Here is a 16,958-nt window from a genome sequence, read left to right on the forward strand (position 1 = left end):
TCATTGCTTAAAACAGAAGTATAGCCGTCTAAAATTAAATAGCTTTATATCAATTCGCTTAATTAACTGAGCTATTTTGAGGTAGTAAAAACGCAGCTAGCGTATGGTTTAGCGCCTCAAAAGCATTAATTATTATTGCGCCTTGGTATTACACTCATTGGTGAGGAATGTATGCACAACAATACCGCTATTTCGCAACTTATTGAAGCTGGAAAATGGATCAGCCAAAAAGGCTGGGTTCCCGCCACCGGCGGAAATTTTTCGGCGCGCACCGCAACCGGGTTCGTGGTTACCGCTAGCGGCTTTGATAAAGGTCAGCTTGGTACACACACCTTTATTGAACTTGATCATCAAGGTAATCGCACTAAAGGCGCTGGCAACCCATCGGCCGAAACGCAACTGCACTTAGGCATGTATAAGCTTATTCCGCATGCTAACGTGGTGCTGCATACTCACTCAGTAGCAGCCACCGTCCTGTCACGTGTAATTAAAAGCCATGCATTAAATTTAAGCGGTTACGAAATGCAAAAGTCACTCAGTGGAGTAACTTCGCATTTAGATACGCTAAGCATTCCTATTTTTGAAAACGACCAAGACATAGAACGTTTAAGCTTACTCCTTAGCGATCACCACTTACATACACCCATTGAGCACGCCGTGTTAATTCGTGGGCATGGCGTTTATGTAGTAGGGAGTAATTACAAACAAGCACTTCGCCACTTAGAGGGACTGGAGTTTTTATTTAGTTGCGAGATAGAACGGTTAAAAATAGAAGGTATTGGGGCACAGCTATAATGATAAAGGCAATTTTAACTGATATTGAAGGCACCATCACACGTATCTCATTTGTTAAAGAGGTGCTTTTTCCGTATGCAGCCAAACAATTAGCAACATTTATACGCTTAAACGAAAATAAAACCCAAGTCGCTGAACAAATAGCTGCAGTAAAAGCCATTATTAATGAGCCCGATGCCGATATAGAAACTGTCATTAGCGTATTATTAAAGTGGATTGAAGAAGATAAAAAAATTACCCCTTTAAAGCAAATACAAGGGCTAATTTGGCAAACGGGCTACGAGCACGGTGATTTTAAAGGCCATTTATACGCAGATGCGTTTGAGTTTTTACAAGCTCAGCACGATCAAGGCACCGCACTCTATGTGTATTCATCAGGCTCGGTAAGGGCGCAGCAGTTACTTTTTAAATACAGTGATTATGGCGATATTCGCCCCCTGTTTAACGATTATTTTGATACCAAAGTCGGCGCAAAGCAAGAGCAAGCGGCCTATAACACTATAGTTAACCAACTGCCGTTTGATGCTAATGAAGTACTCTTTTTAAGTGATGTAGCGGCAGAGTTAGACGCTGCACAAGCCGCTGGCCTTAAAACCTTACACTTAATACGAGATGGCCAAGCACGCACCACACACCCCTACGTACATGAATTTAGCGCAGTTACATTGGAGCAATATGCATGAGCCAATTAACAATTTATGCTAACAATAATCCAAGTAATGCGCTGATAAACACCCACGATTTAACCGAGATTACTCAGCAATTAGCAAAGGTAAATGTACGCTTTGAGCAATGGCAAGCAACTGCGTCCATTAATGAGCACACTACAAATGAGCAAATTATTGCAGCGTATAAAAATGATATAACGCGCTTAAAAGCGCAAAATGGCTATAAAACGGTGGATGTTATTTCGCTTGCCAAAGGTAATCCTGCAGCGGCACAAATGCGAGAAAAGTTTTTGTTTGAGCACACTCATAATGAAGATGAAGTTCGCTTTTTTGTAAAAGGCCAAGGGTTATTTTGCTTACATATAAATGCCAAAATTTACCAAGTATTATGCCAGCAAGGTGACTTAATTTCGGTGCCAGCACTTACCCCACACTGGTTTGATATGGGGAGCGACCCAGAATTTACCGCCATTCGATTATTTAATAATACCGAGGGCTGGGTTGCAAAAAGCACCGAGTCTGAAATTGCGAAGCAGTTTCCTTTACTCGCATAGCAAAAGTGGCACAGCACCGCTCCACGAAGGGGCAAGTGGGGCAGTGTTTAAAAACTACTTAAGCGCTGTTAACGCCCCACTCTCTACATCATTTTTATCGTAAACACCGGTATCTAACACCCACGCTGTTACTAATTTTGCAGGTGTTACATCAAATGCGGGGTTATACACATTGGCATGAGTCGGTGCCCACAGCGCCGTACCAAAACTGCCACTTACGCCACGTACCTCTGCGCTACTGCGTTGCTCTATTGCTATATCGCTACCGCAAGTCGTTTGTGTATCAAGCGTAGTTAAAGGCGCGACAACATAAAAAGGAATACCATGAAAATGGGCCAATACAGCTAAATTATACGTGCCTACTTTATTAGCAAAGTCGCCATTGGCAGCAATACGGTCAGCCCCTACCACTATTTTATCAACCCGGCCTGCGGCCATTAGACTGGCAGCCATGTTATCGCAAATAAGCGTGTAAGGCACTTGCCAGCGTTCAAGTTCGAACGCGGTTAAGCGCCCACCTTGCAATAATGGGCGCGTTTCATCCACCCATACATGTATATTGCCATGTTGCTGCTGCGCTTTATAAATAACACCTAACGCTGTGCCAATACCAGCAGTCGCTAATGCACCGGTATTACAGTGAGTTAAGATATTATCGCCGCTGTTTATAAGCTCAGCACCGCGCGTTGCCATACGCTCACATAACTCAATGTCTTCAATAAATAGGCGCTCGGCAGTGGCTACTATATTAGTTACAAAGTCACTTTGCTTAAGCGCTTTTCGTAATGCGGCCATGCAATGCATTAAATTAACCGCCGTTGGGCGTGTGGCTTCCAGCTCATTAATTGCATCACCAAGCGCCGCTTTTGTAGCGCCTTGCTCAGCTAAGTGGGCAACGAGCAAACTCGCACCTAAGCCTATTAATGGGGCACCACGAATTTTTAAACTAACGATCAGCTCCTTCATCGTCTCAACACTATGGCATTCGTGCCATACCTGCTGATGAGGAAGTAAATACTGGTCAAGCACATTTAATGTGCCGTTTTCATATTTTAAACTGCTTGCGATTAGGTTTTGCATGATGGGGCTGCTTAAATAAAATGCGTAAGGCTATTTTACATCAGTTTGAATAACTCTCAAGTTAGACCTGTAGACATCTAAACATTTAAAAGTATAGAATGCCTAAAATGGTTGTTTGAGATCTCACTATGGCTAATTATGTTGCGTTTAATGCACAACGCGCTATTGAATATGTAAATTCGCTAATTGACGCTAAGCAGTATGATTTTTTTAAAGCTGGCGCACACTTAACTGCATACGAATTTGGTGACGGTAACCTTAATTTAGTATTTAGAATTAGCGATGAGCACCATAACAGTATTATTTTAAAGCAAGCATTGCCGTATGCTCGTTGTGTAGGTGAATCATGGCCGCTCACGCTTGATAGAGCCCGAATTGAGGCACAAGTGTTACTTAACCACGGTGCTATTTGCCCGCAAAGCACTGCTAAAATACTGCACTATAATCAAGATTACGCACTCACCATTTTAGAAGATTTAGGCCACTTACAAATATTGCGAACCGCACAAAATAATGCGGAGCAATTTCCTAAATTAGCCAAGCACGTCGCAACGTATTTAAGCCATACTGGGTTTTATAATTCTGATTTTTACCTAACCGCTCAGCATAAAAAAGCACTAGTACAGCAATTTACTAACCCTGAGCTTTGCCAAATAACTGAAGATTTATTTTTTAGCGATCCGTACATAGATCACGAGCGCAATAATTTTTCTGTGCAGCTAGTTCCGCAGGTGAAAGCTCTTCGTGATAACACCGCGCTTAAGTTAGAAGTTGCAAAACTAAAAGCAAATTTTTTATCTAACCCACAAACACTGCTGCATGGCGATATGCACAGCGGCAGTATTTTTGTAGATAGCAATACCACTAAAGTAATTGACCCTGAGTTTGGCTTTTTTGGTCCTGTTGGCTTTGATATAGGCTCTTTTATTGGCAATTTACTATTAAATTACTGCGCCCAAGCAGGCCATATTGAAGAGTTTGTAGCGAGGCGAAACTATCAAACGTATTTACTCAGCTGCATTGTTGAAAGCTATAATTTATTTGAGCACCAATGGCTAACTTTAGTAGCCAACCACAGCACAGATCAAACGCTCAATACCCAAGGCTACCCACAGTATTTTATGAAAACCGTATTACAAGACGCCATAGGGTATTGTGGTACAGAACTAATTAGGCGCACCATAGGGCTTGCACATGTAGTTGATATTGACAGTATTGAAGATGAAACTACGCGCCTTGCAGTACAAAAACAGACGCTGAACTTAGGTGAGCAGCTCATTTTAAATGCCAAACGCTGCGACAATAAAGAGGCATTTTTTAGTTTATTAATAAGCCAGCTAAATTAACAAAAGGCGCTAAAGCGCCTTTATTACTACTTATTAGTGGTAATTTTCGTAAATTTTATCAAGTGGCTCCGACAGCCCGCTTTCTTGTACTATACGCACGTGTTTACGCCTTAATTCCCGCGCACTCGTTACACCACATGAGTGGGCAATTAAGCCAGCACCGTAATGAATATATTTATTGTAATTGGCAACTCGCTGGGCTTTATCGGCAACATTTAACCCACGCTGTAGCCGCTCGTTATGGGTAGTGACACCGGTTGGGCAGGTGTCTTTATTACATTGCATGGCCTGTATACAGCCTAACGCAAACATATGGCCACGAGCAGAAACAACAAAATCAGCACCCAAAGCAAGCGCCCATGCCACCTTAGAGGGCACAATTAACTTACCCGATACAATTACTTTAACCCGCCCTGTTAAGCCATGTTTTTCAAGCATATTAACAACCAACGGTAAGCTTTCGCGCAGCGGTAACCCGACCGAATCGAGTAATGGTTGAGGTGCAGCCCCCGTACCCCCATCGGCACTATCAATAGTGATAAAATCCGGGGCAGATTCAAGCCCGCGATGGTTTATTTCTGCAAATAGCGTTTCTAGCCAAGTGTAATCACCAATAACCGCTTTAAATCCGGTAGGTTTACCTGTGGCGTTTCGCACCGTGGCAATCATATCTAATATGTCGCTGGGTTTTTTAATCTCTGGGTGCCCATTTGGGCTAATTGAATCTTTGCCCTCAGGAATGCCCCTTATTTTAGCAATTTCAGCATTAACCTTTTTACCAGGTAACATGCCGCCTTTACCTGGTTTGGCACCTTGGCTTAATTTAAGCTCAAACATTTTTACGCTTTTATGCGCCGCTATTTCTTTTAGCTTATCGATACTTAAATTTCCAAGCTCATCACGCACACCATATTTAGCCGTACCAATTTGAAACACCAAATCGGCGCCGCCCTCTAAATGATAAGGGCTCAGCCCGCCTTCACCGGTATTCATCCAGCAGCCGGCTAATTTTGCCCCTTTTGATAACGCTCTAACAGCCGGTTTTGAGAGCGCACCAAAGCTCATACCTGATATATTAAACAATGAGTTGGTGGTATACGGCGTTTTACAATAAGGGCCCAAGGTGACATTACTTGGGTCAAGCGCCTCCTCATCTAAGGTAGGGAACGCACAATTCATAAACATCACTGTACCTGTTACCTCTAAGCTTTGCGTGGAACCAAATGCAGCGGTACGATCGACATCTTTTGCAGCACGATACACCCAGCTACGCTCTGCTCGGTTAAACGGCATTTCTTCTCTATCGAGGGCAAAAAAGTACTGCCTAAAAAACTCGCCTTGGCGCTCAAAAAAGTATCTAAAGCGGCCAATTACTGGGTAATTTCGTCTAATTGCATGCTTTGTTTGGGTAATATCACGAAAATAAAAAACAATAACGGTAAGAACAATTAACCCCAGTGCAACGATAAAAATGCTCGCAAATACATCAATACTAAAAATAATAAAATCGCTCATCCAACCCCCTTGATGGCTGTTTTTAAAAATAAAAAAGGCGTTGCGTCAAAATGACACAACGCCTATCGTTGTTCAAGGTTTATACTCTTTGAGAATTAGCTTTGCGTGTTTTCAAGCTCAGTTTTTATGTATAAACGCACTTGCTCCTCAAGCACAGATAATGGCACTGAGCCGTGACGTAAAACTTGATGATGAAACTCACGTATATCAAAACGCGCTCCAAGCGCTTGCTCAGCTTCTGTACGTAAACGCTTGATAGTCAGCTCGCCAATTTTGTACGACAACGCTTGCCCTGGCCATGAAATGTAGCGGTCAGTTTCGGTTTTAACATTGTGTAATGAAAGCGCCGTGTTTTCGCTCATAAAGTTCATAGCGCGTTCGCGGCTCCAGCCGTACATATGCATACCGGTATCAACCACTAAACGTGCTGCACGCCACATTTCATAAGTTAAACGGCCAAATCGGCTGTATGGGTCTTGGTAAAAACCGGCTTCTATACCTAAGTATTCAGAATAAAGCCCCCAGCCTTCACCAAAAGCCGAAAGATAAGCATCGCGGCGGTAGCTTGGTAAGTTTTCAAGCTCTGCATTAAGTGATATTTGCAAGTGATGACCAGGTACGGCTTCGTGTAAAGTGAGTGCTTCTAATACATACAACGGGCGCTTATCTAGCGCGTAGGTATTAACCCAATAATAGCCCGCTTGATCGCTTCGGCTCGAGCCAACATAGCGCCCAGTTGTATATTTTGGGGCTATACTCTCAGGCACGGGCGCAACGCCATAAGGCATACGCGGCAATGTATGAAATAACTTAGGTAGTTGCGCATCCATTTTTTTAGCTATATAAGCTGCTTCTTTTAAAAGCTGCTCTGGGGTGGTGGCATAAAATTGCGGATCGGTACGTAAAAAGTGAATAAATTCGGCAAATGTGCCTTTAAAACCGACTTCTTTTATTATTTCTTCCATTTCACTGCGGATACGCGCCACCTCAGATAACCCCAGCTGATGTATTTCATCAATGCTCATGTTGGTGGTGGTATAATACTGGGCACGGTTTTTATAAAACGCCTTGCCATTTGGAGTTTGCGAAATACCAATTGTAGTGCGCGCACCGGGCTTATATTGCGTAGTAAAAAATGTTAAATACGCTTTATAGGAAGCAATTACATCATTTTTTATGATGCGTTTAGCTTTTTGTTGCAGCGCTTTAAAGTCGTTTTCACTTAGCCCTGCCGTGTTCGTTTTAAACGGGGAGTAAAAGTCTGACTGTGTTACATCATCCACTATGTATGCGCTTATTGAGTCTTCATACCCTGCTAGTACCGCTTGTGGTTGAGTAAGTCCCGTTTCGAGCCCCTTTTTCATCCAGTGTATATTTTGCTCAAAAAAGCGTGGTACTTGTTCAAGGCGAGCTAAATACGTTACTAACTGTTGCGGTTGCTTGTACTGCGAACTATTAATCATGTAAGACAAGCTAGAATGAAACCCATACTCAGAGGTTAACGGCATGTAGTGCGCATTAAATACGTATTCATCAACACTGTTTTGTACTTGCGCACGAATAATACTGAGGTTAATACTGTTTTCGCTTGAAAGCTGGTCGCTATCAATTGCATCTAAGCGACTTAATAAAGCTGTTTTTTCCTCGTATTGTTGCTTTAAAAATTCAGCCGATAAATTTGGTAATAAATAGCCATCAACCCCTTCTGGGTGTGTGTAGGGATTAACACTTTGGCGGTAATCAACAATACTTTGCGCCACTTGCTCAAATTGTGTGTTAGCGTTGGTGCTTGTTAATGTACAGGCGCTTAGCGTACCAAAAAGTGATAGTGCTATTAGTGTGCGGCAAATTCGCGGGGGTAAGGAATAATTCATTTTAGTTTTTACTTAACCATACAATAGATTTCACAAAACTATCGTAGGCTGAGTAAATAGCAAGACAAATGCGATTAATCTCAATCACACACGCTTAGTTGGAGCCAGCCACCACAAGCTGAAACAGCCTAAATTAAGCTAAATACGTGCTCTTTGATGATAAAATCAGCTATTAGGCTGCAAAAGTAAAAATTTAAGTTCACTAATACTGGTTTTTACTTTTAAATAGCCTTCTTAACGATTATTGTAGTAAAAAACAATAAAGCTTGGATGCATTACCGCCTCATTGAAGAGTTATTTTAATGTGTAATTTAATGCGTACTTAGTTGGTAGTTAAAATGATGTTCCATGATTCCATGGCTGTAGCTCAAGAAAAAATGACGAATGTATGCTTGTTTTTAGAACGTCATACGCTACCCCCCTCCCCGCTAAATTATCACGTTGCTTATACCTACATTAGTAAAGTAAATACTGAGCTAAATAACACTATAGACGAAGCCATTACTAATAAAGCGCATATCGATAGTATTTTTATTGAGCAGCTCTACTTTGAGTTTTTAAACGAAGGGCATACCACGCAAGTGGCGATGATCAATAACGTAAACGGAGTTATTGACTCGCTATCACGCAATGCGCAATCAACCGAAAAACAAATTACTAGCTTTGCCGGCCAAGTAAGTGAGTGCATGCATTCGCTTGATGAGAACAATATAGAGCAAAGCCGCCAAGCACTCGATACGTTAAACACGCAATCTGCTACCTTGCTTGAGCAGCATAAGCACTTTAAACACGAGCTACTCAAAGCAAAAAAATTGCACGAAAAAACCCAAAAGCAGCTAGCGCAATTACGTAAGCAACACATTATTGACTCGCAAACGGGGCTGTATAAACGCCATTATTTAACACAGCAAACCCAAGTATGGAGCAGGCAAGACAAATCAATTTGCGCAATTGCTATTCAAATAGATAATTTAGATCATTTTGTAGATAATTACGGCGACATCATTGGCGAAGTGATATTGAACAAAGTGGCTAAACAAGTAAAAAAATATGTCTTCCAAAGTGGTTTACCTGGGCGCACAGCAAAGGATCAATTTACCGTATTGCTGCCAGATATAGACCCCGAAACCGCCAATGTTATTGCTGAAAAAGTGCGTAATGGCGTAGAAAAACTTCGTTTTGTTAGCTCAAAAAGCGGCACCAAGCTGCCTGGCATTAACTTATCTTTAGGTATAGCGCAGCAACTCAAAAATGATGACTTTAACCAGTTAGCTAAAAAAGCCTCGCAAGCGGCATTTAAAGCACGCTCACTGGGGCAAAGTAGCTTTACAGCTGGTCACTAGGTTTTACGCTAAATTACCTGATAAATCATATTCAAATTGCACCTGCAGTATACAATCAAGTACACTAGTCTTTATTGCCACGATAGAGACTAATCATGAACGAAACAGAGCAAAAGACCACGCATTTTGGCTATAAAACCGTAGCCGAAAACGATAAAGCCTCAATGGTTGCAGACGTATTTCACTCGGTTGCAGCAAAGTACGATGTCATGAACGATTTAATGTCTTTTGGTGTACATCGTTTATGGAAACGTCAAACTATAGCCAGCTCTGGTGTGCGCAAAGGCCACCACGTCCTTGACTTAGCAGGCGGCACTGGCGATTTAACAGCAAAATTTAGCCAACTCGTCGGTGATACCGGCCAAGTGGTTTTAGGCGATATTAACTCGTCTATGTTAAAAGTGGGCCGTGAAAAGCTGCACAACTTGGGTTTAGTTGGCAATATCGACTACGTACAAATGAATGCCGAAATGCTGCCATTTCCAGATAACAGCTTTGATGTGATCACGATTGCCTTTGGCCTACGTAATGTAACCGATAAAGACAAAGCTCTGCGCTCTATGTACCGTATTTTAAAGCCAGGTGGACGTTTATTGGTATTAGAGTTCTCCAAGCCTGAGTATGAAATTTTAAGTAAAGCGTACGATTTTTACTCGTTCAATCTATTACCAACTATGGGTAAAGTAGTGGCAAACGATAGTGAGTCATACCAATACTTAGCTGAGTCAATTCGTATGCACCCAGACCAAGAAACCTTAAAAGCAATGATGGAAGAAGCAGGCTTTGAACAAACAACGTATCAAAACCTAACCGGTGGTATTGTTGCACTGCACCGTGGTTTTAAATATTAAGGTAGGCAGTTATGGCGTTTGAGCAAAAAAGCGAACATGTGGTCGCAGCAAAACCCGATTCGCAGTTTTTTATGTTACCTAATTTTGTACTTTCGCTTGTAGAACGAGTACTCAATAAGGTACTGCAACTCGACGCCACCTTGATAGATAAGCTCAGTGCCGTTAAGCACAAACCATTAAAGGTCGAAATCCGCAATTGGCAGCAGCAAATAGCATTAACCTTTGATGGTAAACAATTACACCTTTACAGCGCCACCGATGAAGATAGCGCAGAGTGTATGATCAGCGCCGATATAGATACACTCATGGCGCTTAAAGACCCAGCTATGCTGACACAGCTCATTCGTCAAGATAAGCTAGACCTGCAAGGCGACTTAAACGTCGCTCAGGCTTACAGTGCCGCATTTTCTGGCCTAGATATAGATTGGCCTGAGCAACTATCGCACTATATTGGCGATGTGCCCGCACAACAACTTTACATACAGCTAAACGCTTTACGCAGTAAAGAGCGTAAAACACGTCAGCAAATTAGCACCACTTTAACCAGCCTATGCCAAGATGAGCTCGCTGTAACTATTCACCCTTTAGAGCTTGAACAATTTAAACAACAAAACCGAGCATTAAAAGGGCAGGTGGCCGCTATTGAACAACGCATAAATGCATTAATCAACTCTTCTAACACTAGCAACCGCTAAGGATTTTTTGTGTCGACTGCTCGATTGTATTACATCACTAAAACATTACTTAGCTACGGATTAGATGAGTTAATACCAAAACAAAAAGTACCGTGGTACGCTAAAATTGCGCGCGGTAGTTTATTTTGGTTACGTAACCAGCACAAGAACAAGCCAGCGGGCTTGCGACTGCGCTTAGCTTTACAAGAGCTTGGCCCTGTGTGGATTAAGTTTGGCCAAATGCTCTCTACCCGTAGAGACTTACTCCCGCACGACATTGCGTTAGAGCTTGCCTTTTTACAAGATCAAGTTGAGCCATTTGAAGGCGAACTTGCCCAAAAAATAATTGAAAAGTCACTCGAAATTAGCGATATAAGCCAATTATTTAGTGAATTTTCGCAAACTCCATTAGCTTCAGCGTCTATTGCACAAGTACATACTGCAACGCTAGTTGATGCCCATAACAATACCCAAGATGTTGTTATAAAAGTAATTCGTCCAAACATAAAAACCCAAATTGATGCCGACTTAGCCCTTATGGAAAAGCTCGCTAAAGTCCTTGCCAAAGTACACAGCGAAGCAAAAAGGTTACGCCCTGTTGAAGTGGTCAAAGAGTATAAAAAAACCTTACTCGATGAACTCGACTTAATGCGCGAAGGCGCAAATGGCATACAACTTAAGCGTAATTTTGAAGGCTCTGACTCATTATATATCCCTACTGTTTATAGCGATTACAGCCGCAGTAATGTATTGGTTATGGAACGTATTTACGGCATACCCGTCTCGGATACCGAGTCATTAATTGCGCAAAATACCAATATGAAATTACTGGCTGAGCGCGGTGTAGAAGTGTTTTTTACGCAAGTGTTTAGAGACAGCTTTTTTCATGCTGATATGCACCCAGGCAATATATTTGTCTCTCGCGAGCACCCTGAAAACCCCATGTATATTGGTATCGACTGCGGTATTGTTGGCACCTTAAACAAAGAAGATAAGCGTTATCTCGCTGAAAACTTTATCGCCTTTTTCAATCGTGACTACCGCCAAGTGGCTCAGCTACATGTTGACTCGGGCTGGGTTCCGCCTGATACCAGCATAGAAGAGTTTGAATTTGCGATTCGTACCGTATGCGAACCTATATTTAATAAGCCACTGGCTGAGATATCGTTTGGGCATGTACTGGTTAATTTATTTAACACCGCACGACGCTTTAACATGCAAGTACAGCCGCAGTTAGTATTATTACAAAAAACATTATTATACGTTGAGGGCTTAGGGCGTCAGCTTTATCCACAACTTGATTTGTGGAAAACCGCTAAGCCATTTTTAGAAGATTGGGTAAAACAACAAGTTGGTCCATTATCAGTAATGAAACAAATGTATGCTAACTTGCCATTTTGGGCTGAAAAAATGCCGGAACTACCTGATTTGATTTATCAAAATTTAAAACGTAGTCCGCAATTGCAGCACTCTCAGCCAAATAAAGTGTCACATAAAGCGCTCGTACTTAGCCTGTTTGGCAGTGCTTCACTGATTGTGTCGGCATTATGTTATTTACAGCACGACTTTATAGCGGCAGGCGTAACATTAGCAGCGTCGGTAGTGAGTTTTATCGTGGCGTGGCGTAACACATAAACTAAGTGCTATTTGTGCCACAGGGCGTATAATTAGTACTTAAAATAAACATTTAAGCATTTATCATTTGGAGATAATCATGGGTTTAGGCGGCATTAGTATTTGGCAATTATTGATTGTTTTAGCGATTATCGTACTTCTTTTCGGTACTAAAAAGCTGCGTGGTATGGGTGGTGATTTAGGCGGTGCAGTAAAAGGCTTTAAAAAAGCCATGTCTGATGATCAACCCAAAGAGACTGAAAACGAAAAAGCTGAACAAATCCAAGAGTCTCAAAAAGCAGCACCTACACAAGGGCAAAATACTGAAAAAACCAAAGACGATACTAAGGTTTAATCAATATGGGAATGTGGGAGCTCGTTGTTGTTTTTATTGTTGGCCTAGTGGTGCTTGGCCCTGAGCGATTACCCGTTGCCATTCGCACTGTAATGCGCTGGATAAAAACAGTTAAATCGATGGCCAACTCAGTTAAAGCAGAAGTGAGTGAAGAGCTGCGCATACACGAGCTTCACGAAAACCTAAAAAAAGCAGAGCAACAAGAGCTGAAAGATTTAAGCCCTGAGCTACAGCAATCAGTCGATGAACTGCAAAAAGCAGCGCAGTCGGTTACTCATAGCTATAAAAGCACTTCAAGCACGTCATCTAACGAACAACTCGATGAAAAAAAGTGAAATTAATTCCCCTATTTGTGGTCAACTTATTACGTGGTATAAAAAATAATGTCTGAACAAGCTAAATCAGGGTTTGTCGCTCACTTAATTGAGCTGCGCGATCGGCTTATTAAATCACTTTTAAGTATTTTAGTAATATTTATTGGTCTAGTGTATTTTGCCAATGACATCTATGAGTTTGTAGCCGCTCCTTTAGTTGCACATTTACCAAACACAGCCACTATGATAGCTACTGATGTGACGGCGCCGTTTTTTGCACCGTTTAAACTCACGCTATTTGTTGCTTTGTTTGGCGCTATTCCGTGGATATTGCATCAAATTTGGGGATTTATAGCACCTGGTTTATACCAGCACGAAAAACGTATGCTGATGCCAATATTAGCTTCTAGCATTTTGTTATTTTATGGTGGTATTGCTTTTTGCTACTTTATAGTGCTCCCAATTATATTAGGCTTTTTTACCAGTGTAGGGCCTCAAATGATGACCCTAGCACCTGATATTAGTAGCTATTTAGGGTTTGTACTTAAATTATTTTTTGCATTTGGCGTAGCATTTGAAATTCCCGTAGCCATAATGTTGCTATGTTGGAGTGGTGCGACAACCACACAGAGTTTAAAACAAAAACGTCCGTATATTGTGGTAGGTGTATTTGTTGTAGCAATGTTTTTAACGCCGCCCGATGTGTTATCACAAACATTATTAGCACTTCCTATGCTGCTTTTATTTGAGCTAGGGTTAATTTTAGCGAAATTTTATAGCGCTAAAGAACAACAGGAATCTGAGGAATAAAATGAAAAAACAACTACTCTCACTACTGGTTTTACTAAGCGCGCCAACCTTTGCAGCGCAAGAAATTAACGTACAAGCTTTACAAGCATGTAGCTTTATTGAAAACGATTTCAACCGTTTACTATGTTACGACAACACAGTGGCAGGTAAACCGCTTACTAAACCTAGTGAGAAAAAAACATTAACTCCACCTAAAGCGGTAACGAATGTATCGCCAAATGTAAGCGCACCAGTTGCAGCTGTATCACAGGCTGCGCCTGCTACCAAAGCAGATGATTTTGGCCTTGAGCATAAAGAGATCACTAAAGATAAAGACGAAAACGTCACTGCATCAGTATCATCAGTGAGAAAAGCCCCTTATGGCGAACTCATTATTACCCTTGATAACGGTCAACAATGGCGCCAAATCGGCTCTGACAGCCTTAAATTAAAAGAGTCGGATACAGTGGTTATTAGCCGCGGTGTATTTAATTCTTTTTTACTTCGTAAAGATGGTCAAAACCGTTCAATTCGTGTGAAGCGCACTCAGTAATGACCTACACGTTAGTTGATGCCGGCGTTAATTTAACCAATCACCAATTTGATGGTGAGCATCAGGCCATTATTGCCCGCGCCAATGCCGCGGGCGTGCAAGCGATGTTACTGATTGGTTGCGATGTGCCTAGCAGCGAACAATCGCTTACATTAGCTAAACACTATAATCAGTTTTCTACTGCTGGCGTGCATCCACATGACGCCAAAGACGCCACCAATGAACTTGAAACCACTTTAACGCAGCTTGCTAGTAACGATTGCGTTGTTGCCATTGGCGAGTGCGGGCTTGATTATAATCGCGATTTTTCTCCTCGCGATATTCAGCGCAGCGTATTAAAACGCCAGTTAGCGTTAGCTGAAAAACTAAACCTACCTGTTTATTTACACGAACGTGACGCAAGCGAAGATATGCTAAATATTTTGGCTGACTATAACGTACGTGGCGTGCTGCATTGCTTTACAGGCAATGCCCAAGCGCTTAAACATTATTTAGCATTAGGCCTTTATATTGGCATTACTGGTTGGGTGTGTGACGAGCGCCGCGGTAAAGCATTGCAACAATTGGTGCCGAGTATCCCCCTTGAGCGGTTATTAATAGAAACCGATGCGCCTTTTTTAATTCCACGCACGATTACCCCTAAACCTAAATCACGTAAAAATGAGCCAGCTTATCTGAGTTATGTGTGTGAAACACTCGCTAAACTTTACAACGTTGAACCAAGTACTATTGCCGCCCATAGTACGGCTAACTTTTATAGCTTATTTGATATAGCGGGTCGCTAATGACAAGCCCAAAGGCGCTATTTAGCCTATTTATGCTCCTTTGTGCATTTTGCAGTGTTGCAAGCCCTGTTATTTCAGACAACTTTAAATCAATAAAAATAGACACCCTAAGCTATTCGTTTACGCCCACCACAGCAAACAATGCCTACCATGAGGTTAACGACTGGCAAACAGTGAGCAATAAGCCATTAAATTTAGGGTTTGAACAACGCCCTGTATGGGTAAAGTTTACGGTTAAAAACGCCTTAAATAAGAATGTTAGCCCTATCCTGTCACTCGACAACCCGCTGTTAAATGAAGCACATGTTTTTCATTTTTATAATTCAGCACTGCTCTCACACACGCAAACTGGCGATAACTTTAAGCTCTCATCACGGCTAATAAAAAGCGAGTCTTTATTAGCAAAATTGAGGTTGCCGCCAAATAGTACGAGTACCGTAATAGTTAAGGTAAGCAACATTGCTGGGCTGCGTATCCCGCTTACTTTATGGCAACAAGATGCCTACTTAGCCCATAAAGGTAAGCTTAATTTAATTTACGGCCTACTTATTGGTTTTTTATTTTCGTTGGCCATGAGTTGCTTGGTTTTGTATGGGTTTTCACGCAAATTGTATTTTGCTTATGCTGGCATTATCACGCTGACCTTAGGAGTGCTACTGGCTTATTTGTGTGGTTTTGGCGCTCGTTATTTCCATCCTAATTCGCCATCATTACAGCAAGTAATGATACCTGTTTTACTAATGCTCACTACGCTTATTTTTGTGCCGCTACAAAAACAACTGTGCCAACCTAAAGCCTCTAAACTACTAAAATGGCAAGCCATTATTGCTAATATTTATGCTATTAGCCTGCTGTTTATGTGGGCTTTACCTAGTATAGTGTTTACCTATTTTAGCTTGCTGGCGACCCCAATTGTTATTATTTATTGCTTGATCAGCACCTACATCTGCCAACAAAACACGCCCGCAAAACCGATTCAAGCACTGCTAATTGCACTTATACTATTTTTACTTGTTATGCTGTACCTGATTGTTGCTGTATTTGGCTTATACCCTTTAGGCAGAAGTAGCTTAGCTTTTGTTTTTATATGCTTTTTTGGTAGTACATTTTGCCTATGTTATGGCGTTATGAAGCGCTTTATTTTAGAGCGTGACGAACAAGTTATTGCTCAACAAACCTTGATTGCTGAAAATGCAGCCCAAGATACACTATTAAACGAGCGACTCGCGCTGCAAGCCCAAACACAAAAAGAATTAGAGTCGCTAGTTGATGAGCGCACCTTTGAGTTACAAGTTACTTTGCGCGAACTAGAAGACAAAAACCGCGAGCTTGAGCTACTTAATATGGAAGACTCACTGAGTGGCGTTAAAAATCGTCGCTTTTTTGATAAAAAATTAGTGATGGAGCTGCGTCGCTCGCGGCGTGAACAAACGCCTTTGAGTATAATTATGCTCGATATAGACCGCTTTAAACGCGTAAATGATAACTACGGACACTTAACCGGCGACCAAGTTATACGCGCTGTAGCCGACATTATAAAACAGCATTTAAAACGCCCGTTGGATGAAGTGGCTCGCTACGGCGGCGAAGAGTTTGTTGTGTTGCTACCTAATACCTCAAAAGAAGGGGCGGTTGATATTGCCCAAAAAATTCGCCAAGCCGTAGAGAGTCATACCGTAAACGTAGCCGGAACATCCGTAAAAGTAACCATTAGTGCTGGCGTAAACAGCGCTGTAGTGAACGATATTAGTAACCCTGAGCTATTTACAGACGGCGCAGATAAAGCGCTCTATTTCGCTAAACAACATGGCCGAAATCAAGTAATTAGTTTTCCAATCCCACAGTAGG

17 protein-coding genes are annotated in these 16,958 nt (G+C 41.8%); 14 read left to right on the plus strand and 3 right to left on the minus strand.

What is annotated here, in order from left to right:
• Positions 1-171 precede the first annotated feature (171 nt).
• Genes CWC16_RS09985 through CWC16_RS09995 form a run of 3 tightly spaced genes read left to right on the plus strand, consistent with a single transcriptional unit; the run spans position 172 to position 2,017 of the window.
• A complete protein-coding gene (locus tag CWC16_RS09985) occupies positions 172-795 on the plus strand; it encodes a methylthioribulose 1-phosphate dehydratase (protein ID WP_138541432.1) in 624 nt (207 codons plus the stop codon).
• Complete coding sequence (gene mtnC / locus CWC16_RS09990; RefSeq protein WP_138541433.1) at positions 795-1,478, plus strand: acireductone synthase; 684 nt, start codon at positions 795-797, stop codon at positions 1,476-1,478. The genes CWC16_RS09985 and mtnC overlap by 1 nt, the downstream gene beginning before the upstream one ends.
• Positions 1,475-2,017, plus strand: a complete 543-nt coding sequence (locus CWC16_RS09995) for a 1,2-dihydroxy-3-keto-5-methylthiopentene dioxygenase (RefSeq protein WP_138541434.1) — start codon at positions 1,475-1,477, stop codon at positions 2,015-2,017. The genes mtnC and CWC16_RS09995 overlap by 4 nt, the downstream gene beginning before the upstream one ends.
• Positions 2,018-2,071: 54 nt before the next feature.
• On the opposite strand, the gene mtnA is transcribed toward CWC16_RS09995, so the two are convergent.
• Positions 2,072-3,097, minus strand: coding sequence for an S-methyl-5-thioribose-1-phosphate isomerase (gene mtnA / locus CWC16_RS10000; RefSeq protein WP_138541435.1), 1,026 nt, complete (start codon positions 3,095-3,097; stop codon positions 2,072-2,074).
• 128 nt (positions 3,098-3,225) lie between these two features.
• Here mtnA and mtnK point away from each other — a divergent pair, with 128 nt between their 5' ends.
• The gene (gene mtnK / locus CWC16_RS10005; protein WP_138541436.1) at positions 3,226-4,443 is read left to right on the plus strand and encodes an S-methyl-5-thioribose kinase; all 1,218 of its coding nucleotides are present in this window, start codon (positions 3,226-3,228) and stop codon (positions 4,441-4,443) included.
• 33 nt (positions 4,444-4,476) lie between these two features.
• On the opposite strand, the gene CWC16_RS10010 is transcribed toward mtnK, so the two are convergent.
• Both CWC16_RS10010 and CWC16_RS10015 read right to left on the minus strand, forming a co-directional pair.
• The gene (locus tag CWC16_RS10010) at positions 4,477-5,958 is read right to left on the minus strand and encodes an FMN-binding glutamate synthase family protein (RefSeq protein WP_055015560.1); all 1,482 of its coding nucleotides are present in this window, start codon (positions 5,956-5,958) and stop codon (positions 4,477-4,479) included.
• Between the two features lie 95 nt (positions 5,959-6,053).
• Positions 6,054-7,832 carry a DUF885 domain-containing protein gene (locus CWC16_RS10015; protein ID WP_138541437.1) on the minus strand — a complete coding sequence of 593 codons (1,779 nt, stop codon included), beginning with the start codon at positions 7,830-7,832 and terminating at the stop codon, positions 6,054-6,056.
• Between the two features lie 356 nt (positions 7,833-8,188).
• On the opposite strand from CWC16_RS10015, the gene CWC16_RS10020 reads away from it, so the two are divergent.
• From CWC16_RS10020 to CWC16_RS10065, 10 genes are all read left to right on the plus strand, one after another.
• On the plus strand, positions 8,189-9,175 hold the full coding sequence (locus CWC16_RS10020) for a GGDEF domain-containing protein (protein ID WP_055015558.1): 987 nt from the start codon (positions 8,189-8,191) through the stop codon (positions 9,173-9,175).
• 95 nt (positions 9,176-9,270) lie between these two features.
• Entirely contained in the window at positions 9,271-10,026 is a 756-nt protein-coding gene (gene ubiE, locus CWC16_RS10025; protein WP_138541438.1) for a bifunctional demethylmenaquinone methyltransferase/2-methoxy-6-polyprenyl-1,4-benzoquinol methylase UbiE, read from the plus strand.
• Between the two features lie 11 nt (positions 10,027-10,037).
• A complete protein-coding gene (locus CWC16_RS10030; protein ID WP_138541439.1) occupies positions 10,038-10,721 on the plus strand; it encodes a ubiquinone biosynthesis accessory factor UbiJ in 684 nt (227 codons plus the stop codon).
• 9 nt (positions 10,722-10,730) lie between these two features.
• Entirely contained in the window at positions 10,731-12,335 is a 1,605-nt protein-coding gene (gene ubiB, locus CWC16_RS10035) for a ubiquinone biosynthesis regulatory protein kinase UbiB (protein ID WP_138541440.1), read from the plus strand.
• Positions 12,336-12,414: 79 nt separating this feature from the next.
• A complete protein-coding gene (gene tatA / locus CWC16_RS10040; protein WP_055015555.1) occupies positions 12,415-12,669 on the plus strand; it encodes a Sec-independent protein translocase subunit TatA in 255 nt (84 codons plus the stop codon).
• 5 nt (positions 12,670-12,674) lie between these two features.
• Complete coding sequence (gene tatB / locus CWC16_RS10045) at positions 12,675-13,004, plus strand: Sec-independent protein translocase protein TatB (RefSeq protein WP_138541441.1); 330 nt, start codon at positions 12,675-12,677, stop codon at positions 13,002-13,004.
• A gap of 48 nt (positions 13,005-13,052) precedes the next feature.
• Positions 13,053-13,793: a twin-arginine translocase subunit TatC gene (gene tatC, locus CWC16_RS10050; protein ID WP_138541442.1), complete on the plus strand. Its 741-nt coding sequence runs from the start codon at positions 13,053-13,055 to the stop codon at positions 13,791-13,793.
• 1 nt (position 13,794) lies between these two features.
• The gene (locus tag CWC16_RS10055) at positions 13,795-14,325 is read left to right on the plus strand and encodes a hypothetical protein (protein WP_138541443.1); all 531 of its coding nucleotides are present in this window, start codon (positions 13,795-13,797) and stop codon (positions 14,323-14,325) included.
• Positions 14,325-15,110 (plus strand): TatD family hydrolase, encoded by a 786-nt coding sequence (locus CWC16_RS10060; protein ID WP_138541444.1) that lies wholly within the window; start codon positions 14,325-14,327, stop codon positions 15,108-15,110. Before CWC16_RS10055 ends, CWC16_RS10060 begins: the two co-directional genes overlap by 1 nt.
• A complete protein-coding gene (locus CWC16_RS10065) occupies positions 15,110-16,957 on the plus strand; it encodes a sensor domain-containing diguanylate cyclase (RefSeq protein WP_138541445.1) in 1,848 nt (615 codons plus the stop codon). Before CWC16_RS10060 ends, CWC16_RS10065 begins: the two co-directional genes overlap by 1 nt.
• Position 16,958: the final 1 nt, after the last annotated feature.

Origin of the sequence: Pseudoalteromonas sp. S3776 (assembly GCF_005886915.1) — a bacterium.
GTDB lineage: Bacteria > Pseudomonadota > Gammaproteobacteria > Enterobacterales > Alteromonadaceae > Pseudoalteromonas.